The organism is Nocardia sp. GCM10030253, from assembly GCF_042675075.1.
Lineage (GTDB): Bacteria > Actinomycetota > Actinomycetes > Mycobacteriales > Mycobacteriaceae > Nocardia.
Genome location: NZ_JBHTDL010000006.1, coordinates 75495 through 95629 on the forward strand (window position 1 = coordinate 75495; position 20135 = coordinate 95629).

The 20135-nt window shown below is 67.1% G+C and carries 18 protein-coding genes; 6 read left to right on the plus strand and 12 right to left on the minus strand.

From position 1 onward, the window contains the following. Positions 1 to 15: 15 nt before the first annotated feature. Positions 16 to 765 carry an alpha/beta hydrolase gene (locus tag ACFQZZ_RS12610; RefSeq protein WP_378678647.1) on the minus strand — a complete coding sequence of 250 codons (750 nt, stop codon included), beginning with the start codon at positions 763 to 765 and terminating at the stop codon, positions 16 to 18. A 152-nt stretch (positions 766 to 917) separates the two neighbouring features. On the opposite strand from ACFQZZ_RS12610, the gene ACFQZZ_RS12615 reads away from it, so the two are divergent. Next, positions 918 to 1877 carry a hypothetical protein gene (locus ACFQZZ_RS12615; protein ID WP_378678650.1) on the plus strand — a complete coding sequence of 320 codons (960 nt, stop codon included), beginning with the start codon at positions 918 to 920 and terminating at the stop codon, positions 1875 to 1877. 81 nt (positions 1878 to 1958) lie between these two features. Here the strand turns inward: ACFQZZ_RS12615 and pheT are convergent, their stop codons facing one another. The 3 genes from pheT to ACFQZZ_RS12630 all read right to left on the minus strand — a co-directional run bounded on the left by pheT (position 1959) and on the right by ACFQZZ_RS12630 (position 7243). Beyond that, a complete protein-coding gene (gene pheT / locus ACFQZZ_RS12620) occupies positions 1959 to 4460 on the minus strand; it encodes a phenylalanine--tRNA ligase subunit beta (protein ID WP_378678653.1) in 2502 nt (833 codons plus the stop codon). Between the two features lie 48 nt (positions 4461 to 4508). Next, the gene (gene pheS, locus ACFQZZ_RS12625) at positions 4509 to 5573 is read right to left on the minus strand and encodes a phenylalanine--tRNA ligase subunit alpha (protein WP_378678656.1); all 1065 of its coding nucleotides are present in this window, start codon (positions 5571 to 5573) and stop codon (positions 4509 to 4511) included. A 245-nt stretch (positions 5574 to 5818) separates the two neighbouring features. Continuing rightward, positions 5819 to 7243, minus strand: coding sequence for a DHA2 family efflux MFS transporter permease subunit (locus ACFQZZ_RS12630; RefSeq protein WP_378678659.1), 1425 nt, complete (start codon positions 7241 to 7243; stop codon positions 5819 to 5821). Between the two features lie 126 nt (positions 7244 to 7369). Between ACFQZZ_RS12630 and ACFQZZ_RS12635 the strand changes: the two genes are divergently transcribed. Then, a complete protein-coding gene (locus tag ACFQZZ_RS12635; protein ID WP_378678662.1) occupies positions 7370 to 7927 on the plus strand; it encodes a TetR/AcrR family transcriptional regulator in 558 nt (185 codons plus the stop codon). Positions 7928 to 7976: 49 nt separating this feature from the next. On the opposite strand, the gene ACFQZZ_RS12640 is transcribed toward ACFQZZ_RS12635, so the two are convergent. From ACFQZZ_RS12640 to infC, 4 genes are all read right to left on the minus strand, one after another. Continuing rightward, positions 7977 to 8774: a TrmH family RNA methyltransferase gene (locus ACFQZZ_RS12640; RefSeq protein WP_378680483.1), complete on the minus strand. Its 798-nt coding sequence runs from the start codon at positions 8772 to 8774 to the stop codon at positions 7977 to 7979. 52 nt (positions 8775 to 8826) lie between these two features. Further along, positions 8827 to 9207 (minus strand): 50S ribosomal protein L20, encoded by a 381-nt coding sequence (gene rplT, locus ACFQZZ_RS12645; protein ID WP_378678665.1) that lies wholly within the window; start codon positions 9205 to 9207, stop codon positions 8827 to 8829. A 96-nt stretch (positions 9208 to 9303) separates the two neighbouring features. Next, positions 9304 to 9498 carry a 50S ribosomal protein L35 gene (gene rpmI / locus ACFQZZ_RS12650; protein ID WP_040689021.1) on the minus strand — a complete coding sequence of 65 codons (195 nt, stop codon included), beginning with the start codon at positions 9496 to 9498 and terminating at the stop codon, positions 9304 to 9306. Between the two features lie 59 nt (positions 9499 to 9557). Then, positions 9558 to 10256, minus strand: coding sequence for a translation initiation factor IF-3 (infC, locus tag ACFQZZ_RS12655; RefSeq protein WP_378680486.1), 699 nt, complete (start codon positions 10254 to 10256; stop codon positions 9558 to 9560). 369 nt (positions 10257 to 10625) lie between these two features. Between infC and ACFQZZ_RS12660 the strand changes: the two genes are divergently transcribed. The 3 genes from ACFQZZ_RS12660 to ACFQZZ_RS12670 all read left to right on the plus strand — a co-directional run bounded on the left by ACFQZZ_RS12660 (position 10626) and on the right by ACFQZZ_RS12670 (position 12373). Continuing rightward, on the plus strand, positions 10626 to 11153 hold the full coding sequence (locus tag ACFQZZ_RS12660) for a DinB family protein (RefSeq protein WP_378678669.1): 528 nt from the start codon (positions 10626 to 10628) through the stop codon (positions 11151 to 11153). 4 nt (positions 11154 to 11157) lie between these two features. Continuing rightward, on the plus strand, positions 11158 to 11499 hold the full coding sequence (locus ACFQZZ_RS12665) for a recombinase RecA (protein ID WP_378678672.1): 342 nt from the start codon (positions 11158 to 11160) through the stop codon (positions 11497 to 11499). A gap of 166 nt (positions 11500 to 11665) precedes the next feature. Continuing rightward, positions 11666 to 12373 carry an alpha/beta fold hydrolase gene (locus ACFQZZ_RS12670; protein ID WP_378678675.1) on the plus strand — a complete coding sequence of 236 codons (708 nt, stop codon included), beginning with the start codon at positions 11666 to 11668 and terminating at the stop codon, positions 12371 to 12373. A 157-nt stretch (positions 12374 to 12530) separates the two neighbouring features. Here the strand turns inward: ACFQZZ_RS12670 and uvrA are convergent, their stop codons facing one another. The 3 genes from uvrA to ACFQZZ_RS12685 all read right to left on the minus strand — a co-directional run bounded on the left by uvrA (position 12531) and on the right by ACFQZZ_RS12685 (position 18109). Further along, positions 12531 to 15566, minus strand: a complete 3036-nt coding sequence (gene uvrA / locus ACFQZZ_RS12675) for an excinuclease ABC subunit UvrA (protein ID WP_378678678.1) — start codon at positions 15564 to 15566, stop codon at positions 12531 to 12533. A gap of 191 nt (positions 15567 to 15757) precedes the next feature. Beyond that, a complete protein-coding gene (locus ACFQZZ_RS12680; protein ID WP_378678681.1) occupies positions 15758 to 17878 on the minus strand; it encodes a glycogen debranching N-terminal domain-containing protein in 2121 nt (706 codons plus the stop codon). Between the two features lie 9 nt (positions 17879 to 17887). Beyond that, positions 17888 to 18109 (minus strand): hypothetical protein, encoded by a 222-nt coding sequence (locus ACFQZZ_RS12685; protein WP_378678684.1) that lies wholly within the window; start codon positions 18107 to 18109, stop codon positions 17888 to 17890. A gap of 431 nt (positions 18110 to 18540) precedes the next feature. Here ACFQZZ_RS12685 and ACFQZZ_RS12690 point away from each other — a divergent pair, with 431 nt between their 5' ends. Continuing rightward, complete coding sequence (locus ACFQZZ_RS12690; protein WP_378678686.1) at positions 18541 to 19173, plus strand: response regulator; 633 nt, start codon at positions 18541 to 18543, stop codon at positions 19171 to 19173. An 8-nt stretch (positions 19174 to 19181) separates the two neighbouring features. Here the strand turns inward: ACFQZZ_RS12690 and ACFQZZ_RS12695 are convergent, their stop codons facing one another. Further along, a complete protein-coding gene (locus ACFQZZ_RS12695; protein ID WP_378678689.1) occupies positions 19182 to 20102 on the minus strand; it encodes a sigma 54 modulation/S30EA ribosomal C-terminal domain-containing protein in 921 nt (306 codons plus the stop codon). Positions 20103 to 20135: the final 33 nt, after the last annotated feature.

Sequence of the window (20135 nt, forward strand, 5' to 3'; positions counted from 1 at the left end):
GGAAACACCCGAATGCTACGTCGAGACTATTCCCGAGGCCTCGGCCCAGTCGCGGATGGCGCCCGCCCAGTCCCAGCCACCCCGCGCGATGAGGTCGTTGTGCCCGGCACCCGGCACGACCAGCAGTCGCTTCGGTTCCGGGGCCGCGGCATACAGCCGCTGGGCATGGCGCAGCGGAAGCAGTTCGTCCTGGTCACCGTGCATGAGCAGCACTGGCGCGCGCAGCGTCCGGATCCGGCGCAGACTCGGGTAGGCGTCGGGAACCAGCGGCCGCGGCAGGAACGGGTACACCGACCTTGCCGCATCGCGGATGCCGGTGAAGGTGGACATCAGGATCAGTCCGGCTGGCGGATGCGCGGTCGAGAGCTCGAGCATGACCGCACCGCCGAGCGACTTCCCCAGATACAGCACCCGATCGGTGTCGACGCCCGGCTGCTCGAGCAGAGCTCGCCGCGCCGCACGGGAATCGAGATAGGTCCCGTGCTCGGTCGGCCGCCCGGTGCTTTGCCCGAAGCCTCGATAGTCGAACGCGAGGACATCGAAACCGGCGGCGGTGAGCAGCGCGAATATCGGCACCCGGTCGCCGATATTGCCGGCGTTTCCGTGCGCGAACAGCACCTGCCCGATCGACCGGCGGGCCGGAACCCACCAGCCGTGCAGCGTCTCCCCGTCCTCGGTCGCAATGGACAGGTCGGTGTACTCCAGCCCGAGGATGGCCGGGGTCTGCGCGATCTGCCGTTCGGGCAGATAAGTCAGCGCGTGCATTATTGGGCTCGCCGGATGCCGCATGCATCTCTTCTTACTCGCTGCCCGGCCATTCGCTGCCAACGGGACCGGCCAATCGCCGACAGCTATGACTTCGGGCGTTAGCATGAGCCGAAGCAGTTGCGCGTGCAGCATGAATTCAGGGGTTCCCCATGGCGAGTATGTGGCCCGACGCGGTCGACGACATCTTCGCGAGCGATCAGGCCGTGGCCTTCGGCTACGTCACGCCGGCCCGCGGAGTGGTCCTCACGCCCATGACGAACTTCGGACTACGCGACCGGGCGGCGGGCACGATGACGCCGCTGAACAGTTCGATCGCGATGTTCGCGAAACTGACTCGCCTCCAACAGAATCCGCAGGTCGCGATCGCTTATCACACGCGCGCGCATTCACACACCGATCGCCAGGAGTACGTGCTTGTGCAGGGTGAAGCTTCGCTTTCCCCTTTGCACGACCGGAATTGGCTTGTCGCGCATCAAGATGCATGGGAGCGCTTCGCAGGCCCCCGCAACGTCGGACCGCTGTGGGAGAAATGGCTACGTCCGTATCACTGGCGGATCGGGATCAACATCGCAGTCGAGCGCATCACGGTGTGGCCCGATCTGCAATGTGCAGGCCCCTACGGGATCTATGGCAATGCACTGCCCGGCGGACAACCCGCACCACAACGGCTGCCCGCCAAGGGAACTGGGCCGCGAGTCAATCATGAGCGCGCCGCACGCTTTGTGGCGGACCGGCCGAACCGGCTGCTGTCCTGGGTCGACCGTGAGGGCTTCCCGGTGATCGTGCCGGTCGGCGTCCGCGACACCGATGAGCACGGCATCATCCTGACGAACCCGACCGGATGGGCCCCCTACGGCGGACGTCGGGCCGGCCTGCTCGCACACTCGTTCGCCCGCTATACCTACGGTCAAAACCTGCGAAAGTACACCGGCTGGCTGGACAACAACGGCAATCGACTGGTCTACGCACCACACACCGCCTCGGGCTACCACATTCCCTCGTCCCGCACCGCCTATCGGCTCGCCGCAGGCTACGGCACCTGGCGAGGTTACCTGCGCGCCCGGCGAGCCGGATTCCCGCCGGTCCCCGAAGCCGCAAGCGAGCGGTGACCGGCCGAATCATGGTGGAGTAATGGCTATTCCACGAGACCGTGCAGCCGCGGTGGCCGCACGGTCTCGATGTCGGGTATGTCAGCCGCGCAAGACCGCGCCGACGGCATCCGACGCCGCCGCGACCGCGGCGTCACGTGCGGCACTGGCCTCATCCTCGGTGAGGGTGCGGTCGGTGGCGCGGAAGCGCAGGGCATAGGTGAGGGACTTGCGGCCCGCACCGGCCTGGCTGCCCTCATAGACGTCGAACAGGGCGATGTCTTCGAGCAATTCGCCACCGCCGGTGCGCAGGGCCGACTCCACCGAGGCGGCGGCGACCGACTTCTCGACGCTCACCGAGACGTCCTGCAGGACGGCAGGGAACGGGGAAACCACCGGCACCGGTCGAGATTCGCGCAGCGGCAGTGCGTCGAGGTCGAGTTCGACGGCACAGGTGCGCGGCGGCAGGCCCGCGCGTTCCAGCACGGCAGGATGCAGTTCGCCCGCGTAGCCGACAGTCTCGCCGTCGACGAGCAATTCGGCGCAGCGGCCGGGATGCCACGGCAGGTGCGCGGTGGCACGGCGTTCGATGGTCACACCCGCCGCGTCGGCGACGGCGTCGGCGAGCGCGAAGGCGTCGGCGGCCTCCACCTCACGGCCGGGACCCCATGGACCGCGCGGGTCGCGACGGCCGGTCAGCACGGCGGCGACATGCACCGGCTGCGCGGGCAGCGAATCGATCAGTTCGGCGATCTGCTCGTCGGTCGGGCGGCGATCCACCAGCAGCGGTTCGATCGGCTTGACGTTCGGGCCCGTCAGCACGACCTGGGCGATGCCGTAGACCGCGAGGTCGCGGGCGCCACGAGAGATGTTGCGCGCGGCCACTTCCAGCAAGCCGGGCAGCAGCGTGGTCGCCAACTCGGGGCGCTCCGCATCGAGCGGGTTCAGCACTCGCGTGGTGGTGCGGCGCGGGTCGTCGGCGTCCAGACCCCAGGTGTCGAACACGCCCGGCGGCAGGAACACCGGCGGCGGTACCTCCACGCAACCAGCGAAGGCCAGCGCCCGGCTCACCGCGCGGCGGCGGCGTTGAGTGGCGGTGAGGCCACGACCGGCGGGCGCGGTCGGAATCACCGACGGGATCTGCTCGAGTCCCTCCAGCCGCAGCACCTCCTCCACCAGGTCGGCGGGCTGAGCCAGGTCGGGCCGCCAGCTCGGCGGGGTGACGACCAACTGGCCGTGCCCGGTCTCGCTGACGCCGACGTCCACCGTCGCGCCGACCTGAGCAAGGCGGCGGGCCGAGGTTCCGGTCGGGTATATGACACCCGCGACCCGGTCGGCCAGGTCGATGTCCATCCGGATCGGGCCTGCGGCCCGCACCGGCACCCGGACATCGGTAAGCGCGGATTCGATGGTGCCACCGGCGATTTCGGCAAGCAGCACGGCGGCGCGATCGAGCGCGATGACGTTGATCTCGGGATCGACGACCCGCTCGTAACGCTTGCCCGCCTCCGAGGAGAGCCTGTGCCGCCGCGAGGTGCGGTAGACGAGCAGCGGATTCCAGGTGGCGGCCTCTAGCACGATATCGGTCGACCCGGCGCCGACTTCCGTCGTCGCGCCGCCCATGACCCCCGCCAGGGAGATGACGCCCGAATCGTCGGCGATCACCACGTCCTCGGCGTCGAGCACGCGCTCGGACTCATCGAGGGTGCGCAGCGTCTCGCCCTTGTTGGCGGTGCGAACCACCAGGCCACCGTTCAGCTTGGCCGCGTCGAAGGCGTGCAGCGGCTGCCCGAGTTCGAGCATGACGTAGTTGGTGACGTCGACCGCGGGCGAGATCGGGCGCACACCGGCCAGTAGCAGCCTGCGCTGCAACCACCAGGGGCTCACCGCCTTCGGGTCGATGCCGGTGACCCGGCGGACCGCGAAACGGGTGCACTTCGACTCCGGTTCGAGCCGAACCGGCCAGGCGTCCTGTTCGGCGTCCGACAGGGTCCGTACGGCGGGATCGGCGTATTCGAGGTCGAAACCACACGCCAGTTCGCGAGCGAGGCCGCGGACCGAGAAACAGTAGCCACGGTCCGGGGTGATGTTCAGTTCGATGATGGTGTCGTCGAGGCCGAGCAGCTCGTTGGCGTCGGTGCCCGGCTCCGCGGTGCCGGGCTCGAGCACCAGAATGCCCGAATGATCCTTGCCGATACCGAGTTCGGCGACCGAGCAGATCATGCCGTTGGATACGTGCCCGTAGGTCTTGCGCGAGGCGATGGCGAAGCCGCCGGGCAGCACCGCACCCGGCAGCACCACGACGACCAGATCGCCGACGGCGAAGTTGGTTGCGCCGCAGACGATCTCCTGCAGCTCCGGGTTGCCGACATCGACCTTGCAGAAGCGGATCGGCTTCTTGAATTCGGTCAGCTCGGTGATTTCGGCGACGCGGCCGACCACCAGCGGCTTCTCGATATCACCTGTCACCCGCTGGAGCTTGTCGACCTCTTCGACCTCCAGCCCGACACGGACGAACCCTGCGTCGAGCTCCTCCGGCGTCACCGACCACTCGGGGGTGGTCCGCCGGATGATTTCCGTCAGCCAGGACTGCGCTACTCGCACTTGACGTTTCGCTCTCTCGATCGAAGGAAGTTCTTGAATCGCCCCAGCTCAGGACCGGATACCGAAGGGCATCGTGAAACGCACGTCGCCCTCGACGATGTCCCGCATGTCCGGAAGGCCGTTGCGGAACTGCAGCGTCCGCTCCAGGCCCATACCGAACGCGAACCCGCTGTACACCTCGGGATCGATCCCGCTGGCGGTCAGCACCTTCGGGTTCACCATGCCGCAGCCGCCCCACTCGACCCAGCCGGCGCCGCCCTTCTTGTCCGGGAACCACACATCGACCTCGGCCGAGGGTTCGGTGAACGGAAAGTAGTTGGGGCGCATACGGGTTCGGGTGTCGGGGCCGAACAGGGCACGCGCGAACGCGTCCAGCGTGCCGCGCAGGTGCGCCATGGTCAGGCCCTTGTCCACAGCCAGCCCCTCTACCTGGGAGAACACCGGAGTGTGGGTGGCGTCGAGCTCGTCGGTGCGGAACGTGCGGCCGGGGCACACCACATAGATCGGCAGCTCGCGCTCCAGCATCGAGCGCACCTGCACCGGGGAGGTGTGCGTGCGCAGCACCTGCCGCGAGCCTTCCGGCGCGATGTGGAAGGTGTCCTGCATGGTGCGCGCCGGATGATCCGGGAGGAAGTTGAGCGCGTCGAAGTTGAAGTGCTCGGTCTCGACCTCGGGCCCCTCGGCAACCTCCCAGCCCATCGCGACGAACACGTCGGCGATCTGCTCGGAGATCACGGTGATCGGGTGCCGTGCGCCGACCGACTGCCTGCGCGCGGGCAGCGTGACGTCGATCGCCTCGGCGACGAGCACCGCGGCATCGCGCTCGGCGAGCAGCACGGCACGGCGGGCCTCGAACGCCTCGGAGACCCGCGCCCGCGCGATATTGACCCGCTTGCCCGCATCGGCCTTCTCGGCCTTCGGCAGGCTGCCGAGCGCGCGCTGCGCAAGGGCCAGCGGCGCCTTACCGCCGAGATGCTCGGTTTTCGCGACGGCGAGCGTATCGAGATCGGCGGCAGCGGCAAACGCCTTCTCGGCCGCCGCCGCGGCGGCGGCCAGTGCCTCCTCGGTCAGCGCCGCGCTCTGCTCGACTGCTGCGTCGTTGTCGTCGGCCACGATCGTTCGACTCTCCCCTGGGGATCGGTTCGAGGGTCCGCATGATTGCCTACCCACATTGCTGCTGGTCGAATCGTATTCGATGCGCCATGGCCGATTCACCCGGATTACCGCTGCGGCGCTTGCCGAGCGTGTGCTAGCACACGCTCGCGCACTTCGCCCAGGCCAGACTGCGGTCGGGCACCGGCCCACACGGAAATGCGCTCGCCCCAGGCAATCGAACCGGGGCGAGCGCAATCACACGGTCACTGTGCGGCGGTGACCCGGCTGGGCAGCAGCCGGGAAACCACCGCGCCCACCGCGACAACACCGGCACCGACCCACACCGCTGGAACCAGCCCATCGACAAAACTCTGCGGATCCGCGTAGGACCCGCGTGAGGCGAAGACCGACGCCAGCACCGCGACACCCATGGCGACACCCACCTCACGAATCGTGCTGTTGGTACCCGATGCCATTGCCCGGTCCTCCGGTACAGCGCTGGCCATCACGACCGTTGCGCCGGGCGCGAAGGTCAGCCCCATGCCGATGCCGGCGAGCAGGAACGGTCCGACAAAGGCCCCATAGCCGACATCGACGGAGGTGACAGCCGCCATCCAAGCCAAGGCCACCGCGAGCAAGGCCTGCCCTGTCGTCAGCAGATTGCGGGCGCCGACCCGGTCCACTATCAGACCGGCAAGTGGGGCAACCACCATCGGCGCCAGCGTCCACGGCATGGTCCGGATGCCGGCTTGTAGTGGGCCGTACCCCTGCACGACCTGGAAGTACTGCGCCAGTAGGAAGATCGAGCCGAAGACGCCGACCGCGAAGGTGAAGCCGGTCGTGTTGCTCACCCGGAACGCGCGCGAGCGGAACAGCCGCAGCGGCAGCATCGGGTCCGCCGTGCGCAATTCCCAGGCGATCAGCAGGCCGAGCAGGACAACACCACCGATCAGCGCGGACAGCACACTCGCCGAGGTCCAGCCGTCGTCGGCACCGTGGATCACGCCCCACACCACGGCGAGCACGCCACCCGCGGACAGCAGCAGTCCGAGTGGATCCAGTCGCTTCCTGCGTCCGTGCGATTCGGTCAGCACCCGTGCCGCGAAGGGCAGCGCCAACAGGCCGATCGGGACGTTCACCCAGAAGATCCATTGCCAGCTCAGACCCTCCACCACCGCACCGCCGATGAGCGGGCCGAGCGCGACGCCGAGTCCGGAGATGCCGCCCCAGATGCCGATGGCGGCGCTGCGCATCTGCTCCGGCACCGCGGAGGACAGCAGTGTCAGCGACAGCGGCATCACCGCGGCCGCGCCGAAACCTTGAATCGCCCGTGCGGCGATCAGCATCCCGGGCTCGGTCGCCAGCGCGCAGGCCGCGGACGCCACCGTGAACAGTGCGATACCGGATAAGAACACCCGACGGCGGCCGAGCCGGTCGCCGATGGACGTGGCGGTGAGCAGCAGCGACGCGAAGGACAGCGTGTAGGCGTTGACGAACCATTGCAGGTCGGCCAGCGAGGCACCGAGTTCGGTGCGAATCACCGGCAACGCGTTCGTCACCACCAGGTTGTCCAGCGTGACCATGAACATCGGGATACCGACCGCGACCAGCACGGCGGCGAGTGGGCGCCCGCCCGCGGGCTGTTCGTCAGCTGCCGCCGGGGCGGCGGTTTCGAGAGTCTCGGACATGTCCAGCCTTTGTTGTCATTGACTGATAACTAACGACCGAAGAGTATGCATCGACTGATAACATGTCAACAGCAGCCGACCGTCAAGCAGAAGTGGAGCATGATGGCGAGTTCGACAAGAACACGAATGACCGCCACCGAACGCAGCGAAGAGGTGCTGCAGGCGGCCGTCTCCGCCTTCGCCGAATCCGGTTACGCCGCAACGAAAACCGACGAGATCGCACGTAGGGCCGGGGTCTCCCAGCCCTACGTTATCCGCCTGTTCGGCACCAAGCAGCAGCTGTTTCTCGCCGCGACGCACCGGGTCTGCGACCGCATCGAAGAAATCTTCCGCGTGGCCGCCGCCGAGGGCATCACGCCCGAGTCGACAACCGAGGAGAAGATGCACGCACTCGGACGCGGCTATCAGACGTTCCTGACCGAACGCGAACTGCTACTGGTCCTGCTACACGCCTTCGCGGCCGCCTCCGACCCGGCCATCGGCCCCGCTGTCCGCGAGCGCTTCGGCGGACTCTACGGCGTCATCGAAGAGCTGAGCGACGCACCGATCGAGGACATGCGCCGCTTCCTGGCCACCGGAATGCTGCTCACCGTCATGACGGCGATGGGGGTGGCAGGGCCGGAGGCCGTTGGCGCGCAGTGGGCCACCGACATCCTCGACGACCTGAGCCAACACGGCGACTGAGGTTGTCAGGCAGGCTTGCGACTCGGACAAGTGCCGCGCGGACTCGGCTCTACTTCGCGTAGCGGACGCGAGAATTCGCGTACAGGCAGATCGACGCCGCGGTGGCCAGATTCAGGCTCTCGGCGCGGCCACGGATGGGGATCCGGATGCGGTGATCGGCGCGGGCCGCGACGGCAGGGGCAAGGCCGTGCGCCTCGTTGCCGAACAGCCATGCGACGGGGGCAGTGAAGAGTTCGTCGGCATCGTCGAGGTCGATTTCGCCGTTCGCGGCGGTAGCGAGGAGGGTAATGCCCGCCGCCGCAATCGAATCCAGGGTCTCGGTGATATCCCGACTCCTGGCGATGGGCACATGGAACAGGCTGCCCGCGCTGGCACGCACGCACTTGCCGTTGTGCGGGTCGACGGTCTCCCCCACCAGCACCACACCGTCGGCGCCGACCGAGTCGGCAACCCGGATCAGGGTGCCCGCATTACCCGGTTCGGCGATCTCGACCGGCACGGCGAGCATGCGGGGTTCCGCCGCGAGCACTTCGGCCAACGGCACGTCGATCAACTCGCACACCGCGACCAGCCCAGGTGCGGTGACGGTTTCGCCGAGTGCCTGCGCGGCCCGGTCGCTCACCAGCGTGGTGCGCACTCCGCTACCCGCGGCGCCCGCGACGAGCTCGTGTTCACGAGCCGCGGCGCCCGCCGAATAGAACAGCTCCCGCACCCGGCCGGTGTCCAGCGCCGCCGTAACCGAATTCGCGCCCTCGGCGAGGAACTGACCGGTCTTGCGGCGATTCGCGGCACGATGGAGCTTGACAGCGGAAACGACCCGCGGATTGCGCTCGGAAAGCGCATCCACGGGTCGTTCCGAAAGGTCGGTCACGTAACCCGAGTCCTGGTCTTCGACAGACTCAGGCAGCCGGGGCGTTGACGTCCTGCGGGAGGGCGGCCTTGGCCACCGCGACCAGGCCGGCGAACGCCTCGGCGTCGGAGACGGCAAGCTCGGCAAGGATCTTGCGGTCGACCTCGACACCGGCAGCCTTCAGGCCCTGGACGAAGCGGTTGTAGGTGATGTCGTTGATGCGCGCCGCGGCGTTGATGCGGGCGATCCACAGCTTGCGGAAGTCACCCTTGCGCGCCCGGCGGTCCCGGTAGGCGTAGGTGAGCGAGTGCAGCTGCTGTTCCTTGGCCTTGCGGTACAGGCGCGAACGCTGCCCGCGGTAGCCCTTGGAGGCCTCGAGGATGGAACGACGCTTCTTCTGAGCGTTGACGGCCCTTTTGACGCGTGCCATGGGTCAGTCCTTTGTCGATCTAGGGGGCGTCTGCGTGCGCCCGGGGGTTGGTCGGTGGTCGGCGTCCGGAATCTCCGGTCGCGGATGCTGCTGGTCTCAGAGACCGAGCAGCCGCTTGACGCGGGGGACGTCAACGGACGCGACGGCTTCCGTGCCGTCCAGACGACGAGTCCGACGAGTGGACTTGTGCTCGAGCAGGTGGCGACGGTTCGCCTGCTGGCGCAGCAGCTTGCCGCGACCGCTCACCTTGAACCGCTTCGACGCGCCGCTGTGGCTCTTCATCTTCGGCATGGATTCCTCTATCTATGTCGTACCGGCGGTCCGGTCCGGACCGCCGGTGCTGATCGTTGTTACTGCGACTCGGCCGGCTCGGCCGGTGCCGCGGGGGCCGCCGCTGCGGGGGCGGCTTGCGTGTCTGTGGCAGGCGCAATGGGGCGCGGGGCGGGCTGCGACCGGGCCGCCGACTCTTCCTGCGCCTTCACACGTGTCTTCGCACCCTTGTGAGGAGCGAGAACCATGGTCATATTGCGACCGTCCTGCTTCGCGGAAGTCTCGACGAAACCGAGCTCGGCGACGTCGGAGGCCAATCGCTGCAGCAGCCGGAAGCCCAGCTCAGGGCGCGACTGCTCACGGCCACGGAACATGATCGTCACCTTGACCTTCGAACCCGCCTCGAGGAAGCGAACAACGTTGCGCTTCTTGGTCTCGTAGTCGTGGTCGTCGATCTTGGGGCGGAGCTTCTGCTCCTTGATGACGGTCTGCACCTGGTTCTTCCGAGACTCGCGCGCCTTCTGCGCCGTCTCGTACTTGAACTTGCCGTAGTCCATGATCTTGCAGACCGGTGGACGAGCGTCGGGAGCCACCTCGACCAGATCAAGATCGGCCTCGAGGGCGACGCGTAGTGCATCTTCAACACGCACGATCCCAACCTGTTCACCGCCGGGTCCGATGAGTCGAACCTCGGGAACACGGATGCGATCGTTGATGCGGGTCTCAGTGCTGATGGGGCCTCCTAGGTCAAGCGATGTCGTCTGACAACCGCGTGCAATAAATGCAACCCCTTCTTCAACACGAAAGCCCCGGTGCGGTATTTCTCCGCAACGGGGCCCGAGTCGACCGGCCACCGACGTCGCGCGCCAACGGCGCTCGCGTCGACCTTGTGCTCGAAGATTCTTTCGCGGCGAATCGCTCTCCGCGCAAGCATCCCTGCACAAGAAAACCGCCCCCGGAAGGGCGGGTGACCGGACCGTTTGACCTGTACGATTACTCGTCGGCAACGGTGGGAGTCGGGCTCCACTTATCAGCCCCAAGCAAGCCCGGGGCGGTCGTCGGCAAGAAGTCTAACATTCCCGCTCGCTATCGCCGAATCACCCCGTTAATCGCTTGCCGGTATCCAGTCCCCGTGACACGCTCCCGCGATGGCCACCCCACGCCTCGACCTGCTGCGCTGGCAGTTCGACCTGACCTGGTCGCTCGCGGAAATCCACTTCGACACGCTGCGGCCGGACGACTACCTGTGGCAGCCCGCTGCGCACTGTTGGACGGTACGCCCCGCCGCCGATGGACAGTGGCGGCCGGACTGGGCAGATGTCGAACCCGATCCGATCCCGGTGCCGACGATCGGCTGGCTCACCTGGCATATCGGCTGGTGGTGGGGCGCGGCGATCGACCACGTCGAGGGTCGAACACCACCGGCACGAGCAGACGTCCACTGGCCGGGCAACGGCGCGGCCGCGCTGTCATGGCTGCGCGGACTGCGCGAGGACTGGGTCGGCGTACTGACCCGGCTCACCGAGGACGATCTGGACGCACCGTCGGCATACCCGTGGCCGGCCGACGCGGAACTGACGATGGCGCACCTGGCCGGCTGGGTGAACGCCGAACTGATGAAGAATGCCGCCGAGATCGGCCAGCTCCGACTGCTGCGGACGGCCTCGCTAGCCTGATCGTATGACTGAACAGCCCGACACCACCGTCCGCGAACTGGCCGACATCCCGGCGGTGGAAGTGATCAGCCGCGCCGCGATGATGCTGATGAGTGCGGCGGCGGAGAAGCTCGGGCTCGGCGACGCGGACCCGGACACCAGCCCGCACCGCGATCTGGACGAGGCCCGCCGCCTGATCACCGCCCTCGCAGGCCTGATCACCTCGTCCATCGAATACTTCGGCCCACACGCGGGCCCCTACCGCGATGGGCTGCAGTCCTTGCAGCGCGCCTTCCGCGAATCGTCGGCGCATCCCGACGAGCCCGGCAAGGGCCCGGGCGAGAAGTACACCGGCCCGGTCTACTGAGCCGAGCTCGCGGAGCGGCGCGCCAGGTTTAGCGACGAACGTCACGGGAGCTACTCTTTCATCGCCGTCATGAACAGCGAAATATCCTGTGCAGGTTCATATCTCACACCCTCATCACACCTCGGCGATTTGTTGTGGGCAGGGTAGGACATGCGATGCTCGGTGGATGGCACGAATACTTCTTATTCCCGGATTCTGGCTCGGCGCGTGGGCGTGGGACGAAGTCGCCGACGATCTTCGCAGTCGAGGGAACGATGTGCTCGCGCTGACTCTGCCCGGGCTCGATCCCGCCGACGAGGATCGGCTGGAGGCCACGCTGGAGATGCAGGCACAGGCGGTTCTCGATGCTGTCGCAGAGGGGGAAACCGCGGTGCTGGTTTCCCATTCGGGTGGCGCCGCACCCGCGTATCTCGCCACCGATATCGCGACCGAGCGATTCAGCCGCGCGATCTATGTGGATACCGCGCCGCTGCCCAACGGCTTCATCCTGAACTCGGCGCTCGATGAGGCGGTCCGCGAACTCGCGTTGCCGGACTGGGACCAGATGCAGGCCGACGGCAACAGCCTCACGGGCCTGGACGATTCGATGCTGGCCCGATTCCGCGAGCGCGCGGTGTCCGAGCCCGCAGGCGTCGCCGGGTGCCCGCTGGCACTGAGCGATTCCGATGCCCGCCTTGCCATTCCGACGACGGTGATCTGCAACAGCATCACCGTCGACCTGGTGAAACAACTCCGTGACGCAGGTGAGGAACCCTTGTTCACCGAGCTGTCCCGCATCGACGCCGAATATGTCGACCTCCCCACCGGCCACTGGCCGATGTGGTCGAAGCACAAAGAACTCGCCGAGCTGATCCATACGGTCGCGAACCGCTGATCGCGACCATCGAGCGCGCGAGCTTCCAGCCCGGTCGGCTTCTTGTGTCGCGTTGTCGGTTCTCGGACCGCAGCGGGTCGTGAAGCGAACCGTGCAGTGAAGTGGTGGCTCGGAGCAAGTTCAGAGCCACCACTTCACTGTCCGCACAGCTGGATCGTCAGCGCAGAGCGGCTGCCTTCCGCGAGGCGCGTTTGGCAGCGGCACTCGGGGCCGCAATCTTGGTTGTCGTGGTTTTGGTCGGCGCTTCCTTGCCCGCGGCAGCCTTGGTTCCCGCCGCCTTGGTTCCCGCAGCCTTGGTCGCCGTTTTCTTCGCCGGTTTCTTGGCCGGAGCCTTCGGCGCCTCCACCAGCACATGCTGCAGGAACTGCCCGGTGTAGCTGTCCGCAACGACCGCAACATCTTCCGGAGTGCCCTCGGCCACCACGGTGCCACCACCGGAACCGCCCTCGGGGCCCATGTCGACCACCCAGTCGGAGGTCTTGATGACGTCCAGATTGTGTTCGATGACGATGACGGTGTTGCCCTTGTCGACCAGACCGTTGATGACGAGCAGCAGCTTGCGGATGTCCTCGAAGTGCAGGCCGGTGGTCGGCTCGTCGAGGATGTAGACGGTGCGGCCGGTGGAACGCTTCTGCAGTTCGGCGGCCAGCTTCACGCGCTGTGCCTCACCACCGGACAGGGTCGGCGCGGACTGACCGAGGCGCACATAGCCGAGACCGACGTCCACCAGCGTCTTGAGGTAGCGGTAGATCGAGGTGATCGGCTCGAAGAACTCGGCGCCCTCCTCGATGGACATATCGAGGACCTCGGCGATGGTCTTTCCCTTGTAGTGCACCTCGAGGGTTTCCCGGTTGTACCGAGCACCGTGACACACCTCGCACGGCACGTACACATCCGGCAGGAAGTTCATCTCGATCTTCAGCGTGCCGTCACCGGAGCACGCCTCGCAGCGACCGCCCTTGACGTTGAAGGAGAATCGGCCCGGCTGGTACCCGCGCACCTTCGCCTCGGTGGTCGCCGCGAACAACGTCCTGATCTTGTCGAACACGCCCGTGTAGGTGGCCGGGTTCGAGCGTGGGGTGCGACCGATCGGCGACTGGTCCACCTGCACGAGCTTGTCCAACTCGTCGAGACCATTGATCCTGGTGTGCCTGCCTGGCACCTGCCGCGCGCCGTTGAGCTTGTTCGCGAGCACGGTCGCCAGGATGTCGTTGACCAGAGTGGACTTGCCGGAACCCGACACACCTGTCACCGAGGTGAGCACGCCGAGCGGAAAGCTGACGTCGATTCCCCGCAGGTTGTGTTCGTTCGCGCCGATCACAGTGAGCTGACGCTTCTTGCTGGTCGGGCGCCGCACCAGCGGCACCTCGATCCGCTCCCGGCCCGAAAGGTAGGCGCCGGTCAGCGAATTCGGGTCGGTGAGCAGTTCCTGGTACGGACCGCTGTGTACCACCCGGCCGCCGTGCTCGCCCGCAAGCGGGCCGATGTCGACCACCCAGTCCGAGGCCCGGATGGTGTCCTCGTCGTGTTCGACCACGATCAGCGTGTTGCCGAGATTGCGCAGCCGCGTGAGGGTTTCGATGAGCCTGCGATTGTCGCGCTGGTGCAGCCCGATGGACGGCTCGTCGAGCACGTAGAGCACGCCGACCAGACCGGAACCGATCTGGGTCGCCAACCGAATGCGCTGTGCCTCACCGCCGGACAGCGTGGCCGCCGCCCGCGACAGCGACAGGTACTGCAATCCGACGTCGAGCAGGAAGCCAAGACGTGCCTGCACCTCCTTGAGCACCTGCCCGGCGATCGCGGTCTCCCGCTCACCGAGGGTCAGCGAGTTCAGGAAGTCGGCGCAGTCGGCAATGGACAACTCGCTGACGTCCGCGATGGACTTCCGCTCGCCGCCCGAGGCAATGGTGACCGCGAGGATCTCCGGGCGCAGCCGGGCGCCGTTGCAGACCGGGCACGGCACATCGCGCATGTACCCGTCGTAGTGCTCCTTCATCTGCTCGGACTCGGTGTTCTCCATGCGCCGCTGCAGGAACGGCATCACGCCCTCGAAATCGGCGTAGTACGAACGCTTCCGGCCGTAGCGGTTGGTGTAGGAGACGTGCACCTGATCGGAGCTGCCCTCCAGCACCGCCTTGCGCGCCTTGAGCGGCAGGTCCTGCCACGGTGTGTCCATGGAGAAGCCGACGGATTCGGCCAGGCCCGACAGCAGCCGGTTGAAGTATTCGGCGGTCTGGCCGCGCGACCACGGCGCGATCGCACCGTCGGCCAGGCTCAGCTCCGGGTCAGGCACCACCAGATCCGGGTCGACCTCCTTGCGAATGCCGAGGCCGGTGCAGTCCGGGCAGGCGCCGTAGGGCGAGTTGAACGAGAACGATCGCGGCTCCAGGTCCTCGATATCGAGGGGATGCCCGTTGGGGCAGGCCAGACGTTCGGAGAAGCGACGCTCGCGGTCGTGCGCGTGCTCGTCGCGATCGACGAAATCGAGCACCACGATGCCGTCGGCAAGCCGCAGCGCCGTCTCGATCGAATCGGTGAGCCGCTGCTTGGAATTCGACTTGACGGCGAGCCGGTCCACCACGACTTCGACGTCGTGCTTCTCCTGCTTCTTCAGCTTCGGCGGATCGGTCAGCGGATAGACGACGCCGTCGACCCGGACCCGGGAGTAGCCCTGCGTGTTCAACTGGTCGAAGAGGTCGACGAATTCGCCCTTGCGGGTGCGCACCACCGGAGCGAGCACCTGGAATTTGAGGCCCTCTTCCATGGCGAGCACCTGGTCGACGATCTGCTGCGGCGACTGCTTTTCGATGAGCTCGCTGCACACCGGGCAGTGCGGGGTACCCGCACGCGCGTAGAGCAGGCGCAGGTAGTCGTAGACCTCGGTGATGGTGCCGACGGTCGAGCGCGGGTTGCGGTTGGTCGACTTCTGGTCGATGGACACCGCGGGCGAGAGACCCTCGATGAAGTCGACGTCCGGCTTGTCCATCTGCCCGAGGAACTGGCGGGCGTAGGCGGACAGCGACTCCACGTACCGGCGCTGGCCTTCGGCGAAGATCGTGTCGAAGGCGAGGCTCGATTTGCCCGAGCCCGAGAGTCCGGTGAACACGATGAGACTGTCGCGAGGCAGATCGAGGTCGACCCCCTTCAGATTGTGCTCCCGAGCTCCGCGCACAGTGAGGCGTTCCGCCACCAGGTGTCCCTTCTCGATCGTGTCGGTCTATCCAGACATGCCCCCGCCGCCATGCTAGGCCGACCCACTGACAAGTTTCGTCGTCAGCCTTTCGGCACTGCGTGGCCACCCTCTCCAACAGGATGGCGCACCCCGTGATTCCACGCTCCGGTTGCGCCGGCCGCCCGCATCACTCGAGCAGTCCGGCCAGGTCACAGGCGTGATTGCCGCAATTCGCCGGACGCACCGCGCAACTGCCAGCCATCCTCGTCGACGGTGACCGTCAGCACATCCGAACCCACCCGCAGCCCACTGACCCGCAGCGGCAGATATCGGTCCGGCACCACCGGCGCGACCGATGTCGAGCCCGTGCCGCGCGAACCACCGCTGCCCGGCTCCAGCCGCAACATAGTGCGCAGGAACAGCAGCGGCGCCGCGGACGCCCAGGCCTGCGGCGAGCACGACGTCGGATACGGCACCGGCGCCGCGAACTCGATGCGGTCGAAGCCGCAGAACAGCTCGGGCAGCCGGTACCCGAACCGGTGCGACGCATCCAGCATCCCATCGATCACTCTGGTCGCCTGCTCGGTGTACCCGTAACGCATCAACCCCGCGGCGCAGATCGCGTTGTCGTGTGGCCACACCGAGCCGTTGTGATAGCTGACCGGGTTGTAGGCGCCCATGGTGGTGGCCAGCGTGCGGATGCCCCAGCCGCTGAACATTTCCGGCGCGAGCAGGCAGTCGGCGACCCGGCCCGCCTTGTCGTCGTCGATGATCCCGGTCCACAGACAGTGCCCGATATTGGAGGTGAGCGCATCGATCGGCCGTTTGTCCCGATCCAGTCCGATCGCGTACCAGCCGCGCTCGGGCAGCCAGAACGCCTCGTTGAAGGCGGCTTTCAAACGGCCCGCCTTCGCGCGGAACCGATCCGCGGTGCCGTGATCGCCGGTGTCCAGCGCCAGCGCCGCCCGCGCCAGGTACGCCGCGTAGACATAACCCTGCACCTCGGCCAGCGCGATCGGCGCCGCGGGCAGGCTGCCGTCGATGAAATTCACGCCGTCCCACGAGTCCTTCCAGCCCTGGTTGCCCAGCCCGTGTTCGGCGGCCCGCTGATATTCGACGAAACCGTCACCGTCGGCGTCCCCGTATCGTTCGATCCAGTCCAGCGCCCGATCGGCATGCGGCAGCAGCTCATCGCGGGTCCTGGCATCCAACCCCCAGCGCTGCAGCTCGCCGAGCAGCATGACGAACAGCGCAGTGGCATCGGCCGTGCCGTAGTACACGGTGTCACCACCGAGTAGCGGGGTCGCCGCCCGCCCGAACCGCACCTCGTGTGGAATGCGGCCGGGCTGTTCCTCGGTGACCGAACGAATCTCGTTGCCCTGCAAGCCCGCCAGGCTCTGCAGCGTGCCGACGGCCAGCCTGCGGTCCAGCGGCAGCACCATCCAGGAGGTGAGCAGCGAGTCGCGGCCGAACAAGGCCATGAACCAGGGCGCGCCGGCGGCGACCACCGCCCGCTCGGGATGACCGGGATCGAAGATACGCAATGCGCCGAGGTCGGTGACGGCGCGCCGCAACACCGCGGCGAGGGTTTCGTCTGCGGTGTGCACGGTGGGTGAGTTCTGGTACCAGTCGCGCAGCCGCTGCGCGGGCTCGCTGCGCGAGACAGAACTGCCGCACAGATGCCGCGGCGTCACGGGGGCGGATCCGAGCGCAGGCCGGTACTGGATGCAAGCGGTCCATTCGCCGCGCCCGGGCAAGGCGACCTCCCAGCGCAATGCACGGTCCTTCGCGGTGGCGCCCGCCGCGGCGACGGTGACTCCCACTTGGAGGTCGGCTCTGCTGATTTCGACGGCTCCGTCGACGGCGCTGCTGGTGGTGGTGACCACGCCGTCGCCGGTCCTGCCCTCCTTCACCTCGAACAGGTCCGCAAAATCGGCGTCGACCTCCAACGCCACCACACAGCGGATGGGTTCGCCGGACAAGTTGCGTACGGTCAGGTCCTCGCGCATGCCATCACCGACATGGCGACCGACGATCACCAGCGCAGTGCTGTCGGCGCGGCCGGGTCGCGGCGCCGTCCTGGCCAGCAAGGTCGCGCTGTAGGGGTCGGAGTACTGGACGGTGAGCGGCTGTGGACGCAGACCGTCGACCGTGAGCCGCCAGCGCGACAGCACCCTGGTGTCCCGGACGAACAGTCCTTCCGGGCGATGTGGGCTGATGCCGCCGCCGGTTTCGCTGATACAGAAGGTCGAGCCCTCGACCAGGGTGACCCCGACCTCGGCCGCTCGGGGCTCGCCGGATCCCGAACGTTCCCCCCATTGGCTGCTCACGACCGCCCCCTAGAGTTCCGGCGCCGCGCCATTCGGGAACGCCGATTCCGGTGTGCCGCAGGCCAATGCCTCGGCCATCACCAGGCCGAACGGCTCCGGCCATCCGATGGGATCGAGCAGCGCGTCAGCGTGGCGGATCAGCTCGACCCGCGCCGCCAGTGGGTCTTCGCGCGGTTCCTCCGGTGCCGGCCTGGCCACCACCCAGGCGAGCACAATGGGTCCGATTCTCATGGGCGATCCTCGACCACGACGGCCTCGACAATGGTGCGGCCGTGGGCAAACCGCCAATGCGCGCCGCAATCGCGGCAAGGGAACAGGGTATCCCGATGATCACCGGAGATGCCGATGAAGTTACTGAAATCTAGTGTCGCTGAATATGTCATCTTCCGAGATAACTGTGCACGGGCCTTTCGACGCCACTGCCACCAGCCCTCTTTGGAGTGACTTCGTTACAAGCATACCCGGAACCCTGATTCCCACACCGCCTTTCGTACCAGGATGTTTACCCCGGGTCAGGCATAAATACGAGCCACCTTTACCCGAAATTGCGGACCTCTATCCCCGGCACTCGCTCGACGAGTTACCTTGAGCGGGTGGAACAGCGGGGCGCGCAGGCCCCGCCGAGCACGGGTGCGGGGACCCCGCGAGTGACAGGAGGCGGCGTGATCAAGGTGTTCCTCGTCGACGACCACGAGATCGTCCGCCGTGGCCTGATCGACCTGTTGGACAGCGATCCCGAGCTCACCGTCATCGGCGAGGCGGGCGATGTCGCGCAGGCGATGACCGGCATCCACGCACTGCGTCCGGATGTCGCGGTGCTCGACGTGCGGCTGCCCGATGGCAACGGCATCGAGCTGTGCCGCGATCTGCTCGCCGAGATCGAGGGTCTGCGCTGTCTGATCCTCACCTCCTACACCGACGAGCACGCCATGCTCGACGCGATTCTGGCAGGCGCAAGCGGATACGTCGTCAAGAACATCAAAGGCATGGAATTGGCCGAGGCCATCAAAGAAATCGGCGCGGGCCGATCTTTGCTGGACAATCGCGCTGCCGCCGCGCTCAAAGCGCGCTTGCACAACAGCACCGAGAACGACGGACCGCTCGCCGGGCTCACCGAACAAGAACGCAGACTGCTCGCACTACTCGGCGAGGGATTGACCAATCGACAGATCGCGGCGCGAATGTTCTTGGCGGAGAAGACCGTCAAGAATTACGTCTCGCGACTATTGGCCAAGCTCGGCATGGAACGCCGCACGCAGGCGGCGGTGCTTGCCACAAAACTCCGGGACGGCTAAGCGGGCTGTTATTCCGTGCCCGCCGGGACCACGATGGTGAGGTCGCCGTCGTATCGGCGATAGAGCAGTCGGCCGCGGCCGCTGCCCGGATCGGTGAAGAACAGGAACGGCAGGCCGCCGCTACATAGCCGGGCGGCTGCCTGGTTCTCGCTCAGGCTTGGTGTCGGTTCCGAATTCACTGTGAGTGGAAGGGAATTCACCGTCAACGGCGCTTCTTCCGTGGCCAGCGGCGTGGCCGTCGCATGCTGTCGCGTCAGCCGCACGCCCAGCGACTCCTCCCAATGCACGATCGCATCCTCTCCGGTTTCCGAATCGGTGAACAGGTACGCGTCGTAATCCATCGCGTCCAGCACCGCCGTCGCCTCGGCCGGCGTTCCGGTCAGCAGCGCACAGACCTTCCTGCGGACAATCGGGCGCGGCTCGGTGACGCGGGCCAGCGGTGGACGAGCCGGATCCGGCCATGGTCGGGCCTGGCTGGTCGCCAGCCGGGCAATCTGCCGGTCCAGCCGTTCGACGGCGAAGGTGACCGCGAACCCGCGCGGACCGGTGACCTGCACGCGCGTCGGGGTGTCGTGGAAGCGAATGTTGGCCTGCACCAATGTCGGTTCGGTGGAATCCGGCGGCACCGTGACCCGCACCCGCGCTGCCGAATCGACGTGGTGACGGCGCAACACCCGGCCGATCGCCCGCACCGCCCTTGTCACGTCCGCGGCGGGCACCGCACCACACGTCGTCACCGCGAGTTCCGGATCGGCAGCGGTCGCCCACAGCTCGGTCGAACGCAATAGCTCGGTCCTGCCGAGCAACTCCGGCCTGCCAACCAACTCCGGCCTACCAACCAACTCCGGCCTACCCACCAACTCCGACGCTCCCACCAACTCCGACGCTCCCACCAACTCCGACGCTCCCACCAGCTCCGACGAATTCATAGGACACCCCTACTTTCTATTCCCGGTGCGCCC